The sequence below is a fragment of the Halomonas sp. Cn5-12 genome, from assembly GCF_021532545.1.
GTDB classification, from domain to species: domain Bacteria; phylum Pseudomonadota; class Gammaproteobacteria; order Pseudomonadales; family Halomonadaceae; genus Vreelandella; species Vreelandella aquamarina.
This window is the reverse complement of the sequence record NZ_JAKGAY010000008.1, coordinates 80,521-94,971: the sequence shown is the minus strand read 5'-3', so window position 1 is coordinate 94,971 and position 14,451 is coordinate 80,521. Positions and strand designations below refer to the sequence as shown.

Genomic DNA, 14,451 nt, shown 5'->3' with positions numbered 1-14,451 from the left:
TCCTTCCATGGACGCTACTTTCGCCATCCATGGCGAAAGACCCCCGCTACGGGATGATTCCGATCATCTCTAGTACCATTATCACGGCAATAAAATAGTAGAACCGGTGGTTTTACGGCTCTGTAGTGCATCCTGAGCCTTACCGGCGTCTTGCAGCGGGTAGCGGTTGGCTACGTCGATGTGGATTTTGCCGCTCTCAATCATGGCGAAAAACTCGTCGCACATCATCTCTAGGCGCTCACGGGTGTCGGCGTAGCCGTTCAGGCTTGGGCGAGTCACAAACAGCGCGCCTTTTTGGTTCAAAATACCGATATTCACGCCATCCACAGGGCCAGAAGAGTTGCCGAAACTCACCATCAGCGAACGAGGCTTCAAGCAGTCCAGCGACATTTCCCAGGTGTCTTTACCCACCGAATCATACACTACGTCACACATCTCGCCGTTGGTCAGCTCGCGCACCCGCTCTACCACGTTCTCTTCGGTGTAGTTGATGGTCGCCCATGCACCGTTGGCCATGGCTAGGTCAGCTTTTTCCTGAGAGCTCACCGTACCAATCAGCTTCACGCCCAGCGCTTTAGCCCACTGGCAGGCAATAGAGCCAACGCCCCCGGCCGCCGCGTGGAACAGAATGGTCTCACCGCCTTTAAGCTCATAGGTTTGACGCAGCAGATACTGCACCGTTAAGCCTTTCAGCAGGCTAGCGGCAGCGGTTTCAAAATCGATAAAATCCGGGAGCTTGACGACTTTGGACGCAGGCAGCGTGTGCAGTTCGGCGTATGCGCCCAGCGGGCCTTGGGCGTAAGCCACCCGGTCACCCACTTTGAGATGCGTGACGCCCTCACCGACCGCATCCACAATGCCCGCGCCTTCGGTGCCTAGCCCTGTTGGCATGGCGGGCGCAGGGTAAAGTCCCGTACGGAAGTAGATATCGATAAAGTTCAGCCCCACCGCTTTGTTAGCGATGCGCACTTCACCGGCAGCGGGGGCGGCAGGTTCGACATCGACCCACTCCAATACCTCTGACCCACCGGTGTTAGCAAGCTGGATACGCTTAGACATCAATGACACTCCTGTTGTTAATTATTGGACATACCCTGCGCGCTATCCAACCGCGTTGGGCGTCATTAATCAAGCTATTAGCTCACTAGGCCGACACGTCGTCGTCATGCACCCATGCTAAACTTGGCAACATTGTGCTTCATGACGCTCAATTGGCGACCACGACACGGAGTGGCTATGACCCATCCCGCAATTTCTGTCCCCACGCTCATCGCCCACCGCGGCTACTCCGCTGCCGCGCCCGAAAACACCCTGGCAGCCGTACGCGCCGCCCACCAAGCAGGCGCAACCTGGGTGGAATTGGATGTACAGCTGCTGAAGGATGATACACCGGTCATCTGGCACGATGGCGACGTTCGCCGCTGCTCAGATGGCCGTGGTGAGCTCGCCAACCTGACATGGCAGCAGGCTCAGCAGTTAGATGTGGGCAGTTGGTTTGGTGATCGCTTTGCGGGGGAAAAGATGGCCAGCCTTGAGGCTATGCTCGCCCTACTCAACGAGCTGGAAATGGGCGTTAATCTAGAAATTAAGGTCAACAAAGGGCGTGATCCCATCCGTTTGGTGGACGTGGTCTTGCCTGCTGTTCTAGCCGCCCTCCCCCCTGAGCGGCTAGTGATCTCGTCGTTCGACCCCGTCGCCTTAGCCCACTGCCGCCAACATGCCCCTAAAGAGGCCCTGGCGTTAGGGGCGCTGTTTGGCAGTGTGCCCAAAAACTGGCGCGAACAGTGCGAAGCGGTCGAGGCGTTTAGTATTCACCCTCATTGGCCGCGGCTCAAACAGACCCAGGCCGCCGCCATGTGCCGCGACGGTTACCAAATTCTTTGCTACACCGCCAACGACCCCAGCGCGTTTGATAGCCGCTGGGCCTGGGGCATTGCCAGCGCCATTACCGATGAACCTGCTGCCTTTAAACGCTACCTAGACAACCGCCAGCGCGCAGGCCAGCCCGCTTAACCTATTTAACCTGTTTACATTCAGGCAATGAGACTGGGGCCACATCACTAGGGCAACGTCACTGGGACAACGTAATAAGGAGAACGATGAACTATCTTGGTGCGCACGTTAGCGCGGCGGGCGGCGCGGATCAGGCCGTCCTTCGTGCTGTTGATATCGGTGCAACGGCGTTTGCGCTGTTCACCAAAAACCAGCGTCAGTGGAAGGGGAAACCGCTAACGGACGAGGCCATTGCGGCCTTCAAGCAGGCCTGCAAAACCCACGGCTTTGGCCCTGAACAGATTCTGCCCCACGACAGCTATCTGATTAACCTGGGTCACCCAGAAGCCGAGGGGCTAGCCAAGTCCCGCGCGGCGTTTTTGGATGAGATGCAGCGCTGCGAGCAGCTAGGGCTGACGTTGCTCAACTTCCATCCCGGCAGCCACCTGAACAAGATCAGCGAAGCCGAGTGCCTGGCGCGCATTGCCGAATCCATCAACCTGGCTCTGGATGCCACCCAGGGCGTGACCGCGGTCATCGAAAACACCGCGGGCCAAGGCACCAACCTCGGCTGGCGTTTTGAGCACTTGGCCGAGATTATCGATCAGGTGGAGGATAAATCCCGGGTGGGCGTGTGTATCGATACCTGCCACGCTTTCGCTGCCGGGTACGATCTCCGCACCCGCGACGCGACACAGGCCACCCTGGATGAGCTTGGCAAGGTCGTAGGTTTTGAGTACTTGCGCGGCATGCACTTGAACGATGCCAAAAGCGCCTTTGCCAGCCGCGTTGACCGCCACCACAGCCTGGGTAAGGGCAATATTGGGCTAGATGCCTTTAGCACCATTATGCAAGACGAGCGCATCCACGGCATTCCGATGATTTTAGAGACCATCGAACCCGAGATCTGGGCCGACGAGCTCAACTGGCTACGCGCTCAAGTGCCAGAGGCCGCGCCGGGCAAGTAGTGAATCACGTCGTGAAAGCGTAATCGCGTCGCGGTGTTATTGCGCATAGCGTGGGGCCGGTCAGCAAAAAAGCGCAGCCCCTCGCCTGCCCGAAGCGTTTGCCAGCGCTCGTCAATGCGTAGCTCCATCTCTCCTTCCACCACCACGATGTGCTCCACCACCCCGCTAGCGTGCGCCGACGATTCACTGAGCGCCCCCGGTGCGAGCTCGATCATGAACATCTCGAAACCCAGCAGCGGGTCGTAAGGAAACAGCAGCCGCGCCTGCATACCGGCGCTGTCGTCGCCCCATACCGATTCCCAACCATCCCGGTGCAGTTCCCCTAATGCGGGCTTGTCGCTATCGAACAGCGTCGAAAACGACACCCGAAAGCCGCTGGCAATCTTCCAGAGCGTCGAGACCGTCGGACTGGACTCGCCCCGCTCGATCTGGCCGAGCATGGCTTTGCTCACCCCGGTTTCACCGGCAGCACGATCCAGGCTCCAGCCACGCTCTTTGCGCAGTTGCCGCACCGTCCCCGCAATATGTTGCGCAATGGTGTGTGGCTCACTGGCCATGGGCTTCTCCTGACTACCGCTTTGGATATGTGACACAGTCTGCTGCCCCTATTGTGCGTTATAACGCACAGTGGTAACGTGAAAGACGTGCGCTATAACGCACATTTTGCCATCACTGCTTGGGAGAGGCCACCCATGGAAGCGCCATCCACCTGCCACGACTCCGCTGCGCCCAGTCTTTGGCGCGATATTAGTTTGTCGACGATCATTGCGGGGGCAGGTATTGCGCTGTTGGGTACGCTAAGCGGCAGTTTAGCAGGCGCATTTGAAAAAAGCGAACAGCGCGATGCGGCCATCGTGACGTTTTTGCTGACCGGTTCGGGCATTACGCTGCTTGGAATAGGAGGAGCCTTTTGGGGCTTGGTGGCTGGCTTAGCGGTATTGAAAATCACCACAGCGAAAGCAGCATCCTAAAAAGCGGTGCGGCAATACATAAACGCCCCTGGCAGGTTAACCTACCAGGGGCGTTTAAGACATCCGTTCAGATAAAGACGCCAACCCTCTACATCGTGGCCAGCCGCTCTTCATCCAGCACGCCGGACATCCGCACCATGGCCAGCGCTTCATCCAGGCTGTCCATCTCTTCAATCACCAGCAGCTCGTTTTCTAAGCTAACCGGTTGGCCGGCCTTATCTGACAGTAGCTTCTCTAATGAGGCTACATCCATAGCGTCGTCTAAGTGGTGAATATCTACCGATGCGCTACTCGCGCTGGGAAGATAGATAGTGCCATTAGAGAAATCCACGGCGTAGGCAATCACCCCTGGAACGATGAAAAACAGCAGACCCACACCATTGGCAATCGCCACCACCGGGTCTACATCACCGCTCAACTGCCCCTTACGCTCAGGGTAAAACATGGTACCGCAACCGCTCAATGCCACAATGGAGACACCTACAACGGCCCCCGTTAACCAACGGCGAACTGCTTGCTGCATGGAGGTTCCCTCGAAATCTTAACGTACCGATAGCCGATGCTGTCGTGTTTGTTGTGTTCAAATCAGCGACTATCGAATCAAATGCCGCTTGATTCTAGCATACTTCAAGAACAGCACACGTTTGGCTGCTGACGTAGGATTTTGCCGCCTTACCCGCTTAGCCGTACAATGCCGGATTCAACGCTAAATTAAGCGCTACGTTCGACACAACGATCCAGCATCACCGCTACCAACCAAGGAATGCTCACGCCCATGCGCGCCAGCCAATTATTGATTGCGACATTAAAAGAAACCCCGGCCGATGCTGAAGTCATCAGCCACCAGTTAATGCTGCGCGCCGGGATGATCCGCCGTCTCACCTCGGGCCTGTACACTTGGCTGCCCCTGGGGCTACGCACTCTGCGCAAAGTGGAAGCCATCGTGCGTGAAGAGATGAACCGGGCCGGCGCACAAGAAGTATTGATGCCTGCCGTTCAGCCCGCCGATCTATGGCAGGAGTCTGGCCGCTGGGAGCAGTACGGCCCGGAATTGCTGCGTTTGAAAGATCGCCACGAGCGCGATTACTGCGTAGGCCCCACTCATGAAGAAGTCATCACTGACCTAGTGCGCAAAGAGATCGCCAGCTACAAGCAGCTGCCGGTGAACTTCTATCAGATTCAAACCAAATTCCGTGATGAGATTCGTCCGCGTTTCGGCGTGATGCGCTCGCGTGAATTCATCATGAAGGATGCCTACTCCTTCCACCTGGACGAGGAATCTCTCAAAGAGACCTACCAGGGTATGTACGACGCCTATACGCGTATTTTCACGCGCCTGGGCCTCGACTTCCGCCCGGTGATTGCTGACAACGGCTCCATTGGCGGCACGGGCTCTCATGAATTCCACGTGCTGGCCGACTCCGGCGAAGACGATATCGTGTTCTCCAACGCATCTGATTACGCTGCTAACATCGAAAAAGCCGAAGCGCTGCCCGCACCGCTGGGCAGCAACGTCGAGCGCGCCGCCCCCAGCGAAGAGATGCGTTTGGTTGATACACCGGATGCCAAAACCATCGCCACGCTGGTAGAGCAGTTCAAGCTGCCCATTGAGAAAACCGTCAAAACGCTGATGGTTCACGCGGCGGAAGGTGGTCTCATTGCACTGCTGGTTCGCGGCGACCACGAACTCAACGAAGTCAAAGCGGAAAACCTGCCTCAGGTAAAAGCCCCGCTGACCATGGCCAGCGAAGAAGAAATTCGTGCCGCCGTGGGTGCAGGCCCTGGCTCGTTGGGTCCGGTCGGTTTAGAAATGCCGATTATCATTGACCGCAGCGTTGCCTTAATGAGCGACTTCGGCGCGGGTGCCAACGTCGATGGCAAGCACTACTTCGGCATCAACTGGGAGCGCGACGCCCCCCTGCCCCAGGTCGCCGACCTGCGCAGCGTGGTAGAGGGCGACCCCTCGCCGGATGGTCAAGGCACCCTGCTGATCAAACGCGGTATCGAAGTGGGTCATGTGTTCCAGCTGGGCCAGAAGTACTCCCAGGCCATGAATGCCAGCGTACTGGGCGACAACGGCAAGACCAGCCACCCGTTCATGGGCTGCTACGGCATTGGCGTGACCCGTGTGGTTGCCGCTGCCATCGAGCAGAACCACGACGATGCAGGCATCATCTGGCCCAACGCCATCGCGCCTTTCCAGGTGGCGCTGGTGCCCATGAACGCCCACAAGTCTCAGCGGGTGCGTGAAGAGTCTGAGCGCCTCTACCAGGCACTCACGGCGGCAGGTCTGGACGTGCTGCTGGATGACCGCGACACTCGTCCCGGCGTCAAGTTCGCCGACCTGGAACTGATGGGCGTGCCGCACCGCCTGGTGATCGGCGACCGTGGCCTGGACAACGGCGAACTGGAGTACAAAGGCCGTCGCGATAGCGAAGCCACTATGATTCCTGCCGACAAGATTGTCGACTTCCTGCGTGAACAAGTGGGCCTTGTTAGCGCAGAGTAATCGGCAGGTATATGTCACTGAGCACTCCTTGGCGGCGTTTGTCGCCTCGGTACGTGAAGTGGGTGCTAATGGGCAGCCTGATGGTGGCTGCCTACCCCGCGCCAAGCGTAGCGGAGCCTGCCCTACACCCCACGCTGGAAGCAGCCGACCCACAAACGCCCTACGCTCAGTGGCGGTTACAGCAGTGGCGCAGCCGTATGGATGCGCCACTTTCCCGCTTTCTCGCCTCGCCTGAACAACGCCACACCTTACTCACTCGACTCTACCAAGAGGCCCGGCTGGCCGGGTTACCGCCTGAGCTGGTGCTGGCGTTAATCCAGGTCGAGAGCGCCTTTAATGCCGATGCGGTCTCCTCGGCGGGCGCGGTAGGTCTCATGCAGATCATGCCGTTTTGGGTCGCTGAGCTTGGCCTGCCCATGGACGACCTTACCGAACCCAACCGCAACCTGCGCTATGGGTGCACGATTTTAGCCCACTACCTTGCCATCGAACGGGGTGACTTTACCCGCGCTCTCGCTCGCTATAACGGCAGCCTGGGGAAGACGTGGTACCCAGAGCGAGTACTCAAAGCATGGCGAGATCACTGGCGCTAAGCGTTAACGTCTTTAATTAATCCAGCGTGATAGAACTGCGCGAGTAGCTGCGCCACGTCTTGGCGTACCTGCTCAAATTTTGCGCCTGCAAAAAAGCCTGTGAGCGTGTCACTCACGGAGTCAAGATCCAGCGGCTCGTGATTCAACAGCGCCCACACAGCCCGGCTGGTGGTGTTCAGCCGATGAATCGCGCCGCCCTCCTCGGCAATAACAAATAGCTCGTCGCCTAGCGGAAACTCAAACGCTGCCTCACTGGCCTGCCACTGGCGCGCATCCGTTGGCTCAAGGGCAGGTATCACTTCAGGAGTATCGCAACGGGGCTGGCTGGCCAGTGCCAAGCTCTCTAGGGTGCCACTTCCCCAGCATTTCGTAAGCCACTGGGCTGCATCAAAGGCGTCGCTATAGCGCAGCAGAAAACAGGGCAAGCCCTCAAGCAGTGGCAAGAAGCGCTCGATCAGCGCCTGGTCAGATTCGTGCTCGGCAAAATTTTGCTGTAACAGCTGCCATAACCCATCGCCTGGCTGAAGGCGGGTAAGCTGGGGCTCGTTTAGCGATTCATCGCGGTCAATCAGTAATATCGCCCCCAGCGGGCAGCGCTGGCCGTGGCTAGCTAACTGCGTATTGTCCAAACGAAGATAGCCATAGCGGGCATCCTGAGGGCCAAGGTGCGTTTGTACAAACTGACGAAACTCCAGAGACATCGCGTCAGGAAGCGGTAGCCGCAAGCGAGGTGCCACGCCCAGCGCAATCCCTTCCCCTTGCTTGTTGAGCGCCAGCACATCATCGCCAAACACACGCTGCCCAGCCGCTGCAAAGGCGGCGGTTAAGGTGCTTTTGCCCGCCCGGTATGTATCGGGAAAAATCACTAGCTGGCCATTGATTTCCACTGATCCGCAGTGCAAACCCACTAACTCCGGGTGACGATAAAAATATGCCCCGGCAGCATCCGCAATAACGCTACAGGCGGTTCCTACCGCGCTGTCCAGCAGCGCCCCTACTGGAAGCGCGGGCGCCTCTTGCCAATACCCCTGCGGGTGCCGCCATACGCAGATCTCCGGCGATTGGGTTTGCGCGGCGCAAGGCGTCAAGGGCCAGCCTGGCATGGCGGCTGTTAGGACGGGCAGCAACTCGTCGGCATTCACTAACCGAAGGCAAGGCCCAACGCCTTCGAGCGTATAATCTTGATGATGGCTCGGCATGGCCGCTCCCTTACCAGCGCGGCAGCACACGGCTTAGGCGAATTTCAATGACGCCGTCGCGCTCCCAACGTGAGCGCTGGGGCCGAGAGTAATAACGCTTAGGATAGCCATGGCCATGGCGTGAATGATGCTGATGAGAATGGCGCGCTCTGGAATAATCAGGCCGGGAGTAACGGGGGCGCGAATAGTGCGGACGAGAGTAATGAGGGCGAGAGTAGCTAGGACGCGAATAGCTAGGCCGTGAGCGACTTGGGCGCGAATGACGATGCTCGCGGGCTTCAGCCTGCCCCATTGATAACAAGGTAGGCGCAACGTAAAGGGCAGCTGCACCTAAACCCAGACTAGCCAGTACTTGGCGGCGTGAACGGCGCTTGCTTAAAAGGTCTTTAGTGTTGTCGGTAGAGTCACTCATCACATGTCTCCTGATTGATAAGGCCAACAGGTTAACGAACACTGTTTCTGAAATTACTCTAGCTTCACCGACCAAGCGACGCCATAGTAGGCGCTTGACTTCCCTATTGTTTACTCTTTTTCTTAAAATAGGCACTTTACCAAAGCATAACTGCCAATGCGCTTCAACGGTTATTAATACAACTTACAAAAAGACGCAAAAAAGCCGGCCCCTTGGGCCGGCAACAGGAAGCTTACACATTAACGTAAGCCCCCTCCCCTGACGACTGAACAGCCTGCTGAATTAAGGCTTCTTACGTTCATCCTTACGCAAATGGTCACGTACCACAAAGCCTACCCAACCGATCATAAAGGTGATCATTAGCGCGACAGTAACTAGGCCGAAAATTACCGCATCATCCCAGTACATGGTGTTCCCCTCCCGCCGTAATGTATGGGGCCATCGTACTGCGTTCAGAGAAGGGGAAACTGACCTGGGTCAAGCTTTTAAAATGGTGGCCGCAAGGGTAAACAGGAACTTGATACAGGTCAGTTTTTAACGCGCTTCACCCGATAAAAACGGCTTTTTAGAGCACTTTACGGTCTTCTACTTTGCTGTGCTCGGTGCCCGGTGGCAGCGGATGGCCTTTAGCAAGTTCTGCGCGGGTGGCATCGCGAACGTCTAGAATCTTCACCTGATAGCGCAGCGTATGGCCCGCTAAGGGGTGGTTGGTATCCACCGTCACGGTATCGCCGTCGATGTTTAGCACGGTGACGATCTGCGGGCCAGCCTCGCCTTCGGTTTGAAAACGGCTGCCTGGCTCAATCTCCGCACCGCCAAACGACGCGCGACTCACCTCTTGCACCAAATCTTCGTTACGCAGGCCGTAAGCATCAGCGGGAGCCAGCGTGACGCTTAGTTCATCACCTGCGGCTTTGCCGGTTAAATCTCGCTCCAAGCCCGGCAAAATATTGTCGTGGCCGTGCAGGTACTCCAGGGGTTTCTGACGTGCATTGGAGTCATCCAGCACGCGGGTGCTGCCATCGCTGAGCACATCGCTAAGCACGTAGTGCAGAGTCACTACCTGATGGGCGGTAATCGACATGGAAAACTCCTCTCCGGTAAGCTGTCGGCTTTGTCATGGACACGCTGACCATGAACTCTATCCATAGTCTAACATCGACGGGTTTTTGAGCGGCCCACGTCACCGATGTTTCTTTTTGGAGTACTCCCTTACATGCCCACCCCGACTCCTCAGCGCAGTTGGCTGGCGGCGCTTGGTATTTACTGCAAAGCGCCTGTCATCACCATGCTGTTTTTAGGCTTTTCCGCTGGCCTGCCCTTTCTACTGGTGTTTTCGACGCTCTCCGCATGGCTACGTAGCGACGGGGTCGAAGTAGCTGCCATCGGTTTTTTTGCCTGGATCGGCATGCTCTACTCCATCAAATTCTTCTGGGCACCGGTGGTAGACCGACTCGCGCTGCCTCTGCTCACCCGCGCCTTTGGACAACGACGCGGCTGGATGCTGTTGGCCCAGGGCATGATTGCCGCCGGTCTCATTGGCCTCGCAGGAGTAGACCCAATCGACAACCTAGGCTGGGTCGCCGCCTTTGCGCTATTGGTGGCGTTTGGCTCCGCCACGCAAGATATCGCCATTGATGCTTACCGTATTGAATCCGCCGATGATGATGTTCAAGCAGCCATGGCCTCCACCTACATTATTGGCTATCGCGGCGGGCTACTAGCGGCGGGGGCCGGTGCGCTTTATGTGGCATCGGCGGTATCGTGGAACGCGGCTTACCTGACCATGGCCGCCCTGGTGAGCATTGGCGTGATCACCGTACTGATTCGCCCAGAACCCAAGCGCGCCTCATTAACCGTGCAATTAATCCATGAACCCAAAGTGCGCGCCTTTATTCGCGCCAGCCGTGGAAAGCCCAAAACGCTGCGCCGCTTGGGCGCTTGGGTGATTGGCGCGATTGTTTGCCCGTTTACCGACTTCTTCCGCCGCTATGGGGTGAAGGCAATGGGTATTTTGGTGTTTATTGCCGTGTTCCGTATCAGCGACCTGGCGATGGCATCAATGGCCAACCCGCTCTATATCGACTTGGGCTTTTCACTGGCGACTATTGCCAACGTCACCAATATTTTCGGGATTGCGATGAGCATTGCAGGAGGCATTCTAGGCGGGCTGCTGGTGGCCCGTTACGGCATTGGCCCACTGCTGATTTTCGGCGCGGGGCTAGTGATGGTCACCAACCTGCTGTTTGCGGTGCTTACGCTAATCGGCAATCAGGTGCCAATGCTGGTGATCACGATCATTGGCGACAACCTTGCTAACGGCCTAGCCAGTGCGGTGTTTATCGCGTTTCTTTCAAGCTTGACCTCGCGGGCGTATACCGCCACGCAGTACGCGCTATTTTCGTCGCTGATGACACTACCGGGAAAATTCCTGAGCGGGTTTGGCGGGATCGTGGTGAGCGCTCAGGGTTATGCCACTTTCTTTGTGGTGGCCACGCTGCTCGGCTTACCCGCCATTCTGCTGGCCATTTGGATAAGCCGGGATAAACAGCTAGTGCCTACCCCGGTTAACGAGGCAGGCAACTAAAAACAGTCAGAAAACAACTCAGCGGTGGCTGGCTAACCAATCTAGCGCCCCTGGCGTGGTGCGCCACTGGTCGCGCATCAGCGTACGGTACTGCCACGCTTCCGCTCGGGAGCCAGGGTCAAGTTGTCCATCCGCATGGGGCATGGAGGGCCTTGGGTTCTCCGCGCAAATCAGTTCTAACGCGTGGCGGTTGTGGGCAACCACCTCCGCCAGTGCCGCTTCGGCGGCCTCCTGCTGCCCTAACCGATACAACGCCAGCGTGCGCCCCATCAGTAACCCTAACACCAGCGAGCCATCATCTTTTTGCGGCTCTTCAGTCAGCGCTAGCGCCTGTTCGTTGCGGTCGTCGCGCAGCAGTTGGTCAAGCACCAGCTCTTTCAGACCCAAGCTATCTTCCTGATCAATCGCCAGCAGCTCTTCGGCTAGCTCCCGTGAGTGTTGGCGAGCGCCACGCTCCATGCCGACAACCAGCGCCAAGCCGGTGCGCAGCAGCATGGCATTATCGGCGTCGTCCCAACACAGGCTGCCATCGCCCGCTGCACGGGCCTGCTCCAACCAGCGTGAAAGGCGCAGCGCTAACGGTTCCAGCAGGCTGGGTGCCATCCACGGTAGGCTGCCGAAGCGACTGGTCAGCGCCAGCGTTAGGTCTTGCATCACTTGGGGGGCATCCAGCCACTCCGGGTGGGCACACAGTTCCGACATCCACTCCACCGCGTTGCCCCAAGGGTCATCACGGAAGCCCAGCGCTACCTCTTCATCCACCATGACCTGGAACTGCTCGTGCCACGCGGCAAACAGCGTCTCTTCACGGGCGGTAGTGGTGTAATGCAGGCGGCTGGTCTCAGCATCCTGCTCAATGGAAAGCTTGGGAGCAATGGGCAGCGCCGCTAGCAGCGCCTGAAGCGAGACCAGCGGTGTCGCCATATCTTCTTCAGCGCTCAAAAGCTGGTCGGCTAGCGTTGCGCCGGGGTTATCTGCCAGGGCGGCCAGAAAATCGAGCTGGTCTTCATCCAGGTCCCCTTGGCGCACCAAGCGGCGATACCAGAAGTTAGCGCGCTCTTTAGCCTCTTTCTCATGGCCTTCATGGAGCAGCAACATGGCTTCAATGTAGGCCAGCGTTGGCGAATCGGGTAGCGCCTGCTGAGCTTTAACGAACGCTGCGCGGGCGCTGTCTAAATCGTCGTTATCCAGGTGCATCAAGCACAGCCGCTCAAGCGCCACGCCGCGTAAAAACAGCGGCCCGCGCTCCATTACATCATCCAACAGGTCGGCACGCTTGCGGGTAAAGCCGCGCTCTTGATAGATATCCAGCAGGATTTCAAAAGCAGGCTCAGCCTGCTCTGGCAGGCGCGACCAGTCGCTGCCATCAAACAGCGACTCAAGAATCTGCATGGAACGGCCGGTTTGGCCACTCTCTGCGGCAATCAGACCGGCTTCTAACAGCGCTTGCGGCGGTGCCTGCTGGCTATCTAGCGCCGCCTTCAGCGTGGCCCCCTTCCATTCGCGCAGCGAGAGCATCCACATCATCTGTTCAGGGATGTCGGTCGGGAAATTAACGCGGTAGCAGCACTGCTTATATTTACGTCCGGAATCGCACCAGCACGGCTCGTTGCGGCCAGGTGTTGCCAAGGGCTCGCTAGCAAAATCCAGCCGCTCTAACGGAGTTTGCGACCATAAAATGGGCGCTAGCGCCTGTGCGGTGGCCACATCGCCGTTAAACGCCTGCGCGCCTTTGTCACGTACCCACGTCATAAAATCGGGGTAGTGTTCCTGCTGCCTGATTGCCGAGAGTGCCCCAGAGGCAAATCCCAGCAGTTGATCGACCCATACCGCCAGCATTGCCGTCTCCACTGTCTTCAAGACTATAAAATCTGTAAAACCGATTAAAAAGCGCAATAGTCTAGCATGGCTGGCGGGGCTACCGCAGCGGTCATCGCTTGGCAGGGCCTTGGCTAAGCAGTACGCGCCCAGCCCAGCAGCGGCTGAGTTCGGTCGTGCATATCTAAACGGGCCTTTAAGCGCACCAAGTTCCAGTAGTGGCCGTTGAGCGCCCGAGAGAGCAGCAGCGTATCTGCCGGGGGCTGAAGACGATCCATGGCGGCCCACACTTTGGGGGTGAGCTCCCGCAGGCGGCGATGAACGCGCACATCGCTGAAATCCTGCTCACCGGGGGCGAACAGCGGCGTAATACACTCAGCGGATTCGCGATACAGCGCCAGCGGAGCGCCTTGGCCCAGGCGGCCGCCCATCTTCATCAGCGCGTCATCCATGGCCATGGGGTCTTGGGAAAGCGTGGCATCCAATAGCTGCATCATGGCCTTTAGACGCGCCTCGGGAACGGGAATCACTGCGCCCAAGTCGTAAATCACTAAACGACCCTGATCGTCGCAGGCAAAGTTGCCTGCGTGGGGGTCAGCGTGCAGCTCACGGTAGGTAAATAGCTCCTCGGTAATCCAGTCTGCCAGTGCAACAGCCACTTTTTGACGGGTAGCGTCATCCGCACTCTCTAAATCCCGCAGCGGAGTGCCGTCTACAAAACGCATGGCCAATACGTGTTGGCCGGAGAGCTCAAACAGCGGCTCGGGGATCACCAGCGCTGGGTTATCTTGGTAGCGCTCTCGGTAACGGGCCAGCGCCAGGGCCTCCGCGTGGTAGTCCAGCTCGTCACGCAGCCCGGCTGCCAGCTCCTCAAACAGCGCATCTAGCCGTGCCTGCGGGACCTTGAACCAGCGGCCAAGCCCCATAATGCGCCTCACTTGTTTAAGGTCGCTCTCTAAAACCTCAGCAAGCCCTGGGTACTGCACTTTAAGTACTACGGTTTCCCCTTCGTTGGTCACCGCCTTGTGCACCTGACCCATCGAAGCGCTGGCAAAGGGGCGCTCTTCAATCTCGCGGAAATGCGTTTGGATGTCACCGTACTGCAGCACTAGCGCCTCGCAAATTTTCGGCCAGGGCATCGGTTCAGCCTGGCGTTGCAGGCGGGCCAGCTCGTTGGCCAGTTCCGGCGGCAGCAGGTCATCCCACTGGGACATCATTTGAGCCAGCTTCATGGCCGGGCCTTTTAATTCAGAAAGCCCTTCAAACAGCGCCTCACCCAGCGCCCCCCAATCCGCTTGGCCGCCTAACCGCGTTTTCAGCAGGGCACCACCCGTACGCGCACCCAGCCCAAATAAACGTCGTGTTCTACCGCGCTCGCGCATAAAAACCGCCTCCCAGTGCT

15 protein-coding genes are annotated in these 14,451 nt (G+C 58.0%); 6 read left to right on the top strand and 9 right to left on the bottom strand.

Annotated features, from left to right (window positions below; all coding sequences use genetic code 11):
- Window positions 1-81: 81 nt before the first annotated feature.
- The gene (locus L1249_RS06895) at window positions 82-1,059 is read right to left on the bottom strand and encodes an NADPH:quinone reductase (RefSeq protein WP_074210664.1); all 978 of its coding nucleotides are present in this window, start codon (window positions 1,057-1,059) and stop codon (window positions 82-84) included.
- Window positions 1,060-1,236: 177 nt separating this feature from the next.
- On the opposite strand from L1249_RS06895, the gene L1249_RS06890 reads away from it, so the two are divergent.
- Together L1249_RS06890 and nfo are read left to right on the top strand one after the other, a co-directional pair.
- Complete coding sequence (locus L1249_RS06890; RefSeq protein WP_044628042.1) at window positions 1,237-2,013, top strand: glycerophosphodiester phosphodiesterase family protein; 777 nt, start codon at window positions 1,237-1,239, stop codon at window positions 2,011-2,013.
- A gap of 86 nt (window positions 2,014-2,099) precedes the next feature.
- On the top strand, window positions 2,100-2,960 hold the full coding sequence (nfo, locus tag L1249_RS06885) for a deoxyribonuclease IV (protein ID WP_137092866.1): 861 nt from the start codon (window positions 2,100-2,102) through the stop codon (window positions 2,958-2,960).
- Here nfo and L1249_RS06880 read toward each other — a convergent pair.
- Window positions 2,930-3,517, bottom strand: a complete 588-nt coding sequence (locus L1249_RS06880; RefSeq protein ID WP_044628044.1) for a helix-turn-helix domain-containing protein — start codon at window positions 3,515-3,517, stop codon at window positions 2,930-2,932. The genes nfo and L1249_RS06880 overlap by 31 nt on opposite strands.
- Before the next feature lie 87 nt (window positions 3,518-3,604).
- On the opposite strand from L1249_RS06880, the gene L1249_RS17555 reads away from it, so the two are divergent.
- Window positions 3,605-3,931 carry a benzoate/H(+) symporter BenE family transporter gene (locus tag L1249_RS17555; RefSeq protein ID WP_269473457.1) on the top strand — a complete coding sequence of 109 codons (327 nt, stop codon included), beginning with the start codon at window positions 3,605-3,607 and terminating at the stop codon, window positions 3,929-3,931.
- Between the two features lie 88 nt (window positions 3,932-4,019).
- On the opposite strand, the gene L1249_RS06870 is transcribed toward L1249_RS17555, so the two are convergent.
- On the bottom strand, window positions 4,020-4,454 hold the full coding sequence (locus L1249_RS06870; protein ID WP_054641308.1) for a hypothetical protein: 435 nt from the start codon (window positions 4,452-4,454) through the stop codon (window positions 4,020-4,022).
- A gap of 252 nt (window positions 4,455-4,706) precedes the next feature.
- Between L1249_RS06870 and L1249_RS06865 the strand changes: the two genes are divergently transcribed.
- Window positions 4,707-6,440 carry a proline--tRNA ligase gene (locus tag L1249_RS06865; RefSeq protein WP_137092864.1) on the top strand — a complete coding sequence of 578 codons (1,734 nt, stop codon included), beginning with the start codon at window positions 4,707-4,709 and terminating at the stop codon, window positions 6,438-6,440.
- A gap of 80 nt (window positions 6,441-6,520) precedes the next feature.
- Window positions 6,521-7,033 carry a transglycosylase SLT domain-containing protein gene (locus L1249_RS06860; RefSeq protein WP_137092940.1) on the top strand — a complete coding sequence of 171 codons (513 nt, stop codon included), beginning with the start codon at window positions 6,521-6,523 and terminating at the stop codon, window positions 7,031-7,033.
- Here the strand turns inward: L1249_RS06860 and L1249_RS06855 are convergent.
- The 4 genes from L1249_RS06855 to L1249_RS06845 all read right to left on the bottom strand — a co-directional run bounded on the left by L1249_RS06855 (window position 7,030) and on the right by L1249_RS06845 (window position 9,728).
- Window positions 7,030-8,232 (bottom strand): PqqD family protein, encoded by a 1,203-nt coding sequence (locus L1249_RS06855; RefSeq protein WP_228168588.1) that lies wholly within the window; start codon window positions 8,230-8,232, stop codon window positions 7,030-7,032. The genes L1249_RS06860 and L1249_RS06855 overlap by 4 nt on opposite strands.
- A gap of 10 nt (window positions 8,233-8,242) precedes the next feature.
- Window positions 8,243-8,644: a hypothetical protein gene (locus L1249_RS06850; RefSeq protein WP_228168587.1), complete on the bottom strand. Its 402-nt coding sequence runs from the start codon at window positions 8,642-8,644 to the stop codon at window positions 8,243-8,245.
- Window positions 8,645-8,926: 282 nt separating this feature from the next.
- On the bottom strand, window positions 8,927-9,052 hold the full coding sequence (gene ccoM, locus L1249_RS17455; RefSeq protein ID WP_266100262.1) for a cytochrome c oxidase subunit CcoM: 126 nt from the start codon (window positions 9,050-9,052) through the stop codon (window positions 8,927-8,929).
- 157 nt (window positions 9,053-9,209) lie between these two features.
- Window positions 9,210-9,728 (bottom strand): FKBP-type peptidyl-prolyl cis-trans isomerase, encoded by a 519-nt coding sequence (locus L1249_RS06845; protein ID WP_044628050.1) that lies wholly within the window; start codon window positions 9,726-9,728, stop codon window positions 9,210-9,212.
- A 132-nt stretch (window positions 9,729-9,860) separates the two neighbouring features.
- On the opposite strand from L1249_RS06845, the gene L1249_RS06840 reads away from it, so the two are divergent.
- Complete coding sequence (locus tag L1249_RS06840) at window positions 9,861-11,231, top strand: AmpG family muropeptide MFS transporter (protein ID WP_228168586.1); 1,371 nt, start codon at window positions 9,861-9,863, stop codon at window positions 11,229-11,231.
- Between the two features lie 18 nt (window positions 11,232-11,249).
- On the opposite strand, the gene L1249_RS06835 is transcribed toward L1249_RS06840, so the two are convergent.
- Entirely contained in the window at window positions 11,250-13,070 is a 1,821-nt protein-coding gene (locus tag L1249_RS06835) for an SEC-C domain-containing protein (RefSeq protein ID WP_058577780.1), read from the bottom strand.
- 113 nt (window positions 13,071-13,183) lie between these two features.
- Entirely contained in the window at window positions 13,184-14,431 is a 1,248-nt protein-coding gene (locus tag L1249_RS06830) for an ABC1 kinase family protein (RefSeq protein ID WP_137092862.1), read from the bottom strand.
- Window positions 14,432-14,451 lie beyond the last annotated feature (20 nt).

Bases quoted from the DNA above. Each gene is read 5' to 3' on its own strand.
- L1249_RS06895 (WP_074210664.1), bottom strand. From the start codon at position 1,059: ATGTCTAAGCGTATCCAGCTTGCTAACACCGGTGGGTCAGAGGTATTG.
- L1249_RS06890 (WP_044628042.1), top strand. From the start codon at position 1,237: ATGACCCATCCCGCAATTTCTGTCCCCACGCTCATCGCCCACCGCGGC.
- nfo (WP_137092866.1), top strand. From the start codon at position 2,100: ATGAACTATCTTGGTGCGCACGTTAGCGCGGCGGGCGGCGCGGATCAG.
- L1249_RS06880 (WP_044628044.1), bottom strand. From the start codon at position 3,517: ATGGCCAGTGAGCCACACACCATTGCGCAACATATTGCGGGGACGGTG.
- L1249_RS06870 (WP_054641308.1), bottom strand. From the start codon at position 4,454: ATGCAGCAAGCAGTTCGCCGTTGGTTAACGGGGGCCGTTGTAGGTGTC.
- L1249_RS06865 (WP_137092864.1), top strand. From the start codon at position 4,707: ATGCGCGCCAGCCAATTATTGATTGCGACATTAAAAGAAACCCCGGCC.
- L1249_RS06860 (WP_137092940.1), top strand. From the start codon at position 6,521: ATGGTGGCTGCCTACCCCGCGCCAAGCGTAGCGGAGCCTGCCCTACAC.
- L1249_RS06855 (WP_228168588.1), bottom strand. From the start codon at position 8,232: ATGCCGAGCCATCATCAAGATTATACGCTCGAAGGCGTTGGGCCTTGC.
- L1249_RS06850 (WP_228168587.1), bottom strand. From the start codon at position 8,644: ATGAGTGACTCTACCGACAACACTAAAGACCTTTTAAGCAAGCGCCGT.
- ccoM (WP_266100262.1), bottom strand. From the start codon at position 9,052: ATGTACTGGGATGATGCGGTAATTTTCGGCCTAGTTACTGTCGCGCTA.
- L1249_RS06845 (WP_044628050.1), bottom strand. From the start codon at position 9,728: ATGTCGATTACCGCCCATCAGGTAGTGACTCTGCACTACGTGCTTAGC.
- L1249_RS06840 (WP_228168586.1), top strand. From the start codon at position 9,861: ATGCCCACCCCGACTCCTCAGCGCAGTTGGCTGGCGGCGCTTGGTATT.
- L1249_RS06835 (WP_058577780.1), bottom strand. From the start codon at position 13,070: ATGCTGGCGGTATGGGTCGATCAACTGCTGGGATTTGCCTCTGGGGCA.
- L1249_RS06830 (WP_137092862.1), bottom strand. From the start codon at position 14,431: ATGCGCGAGCGCGGTAGAACACGACGTTTATTTGGGCTGGGTGCGCGT.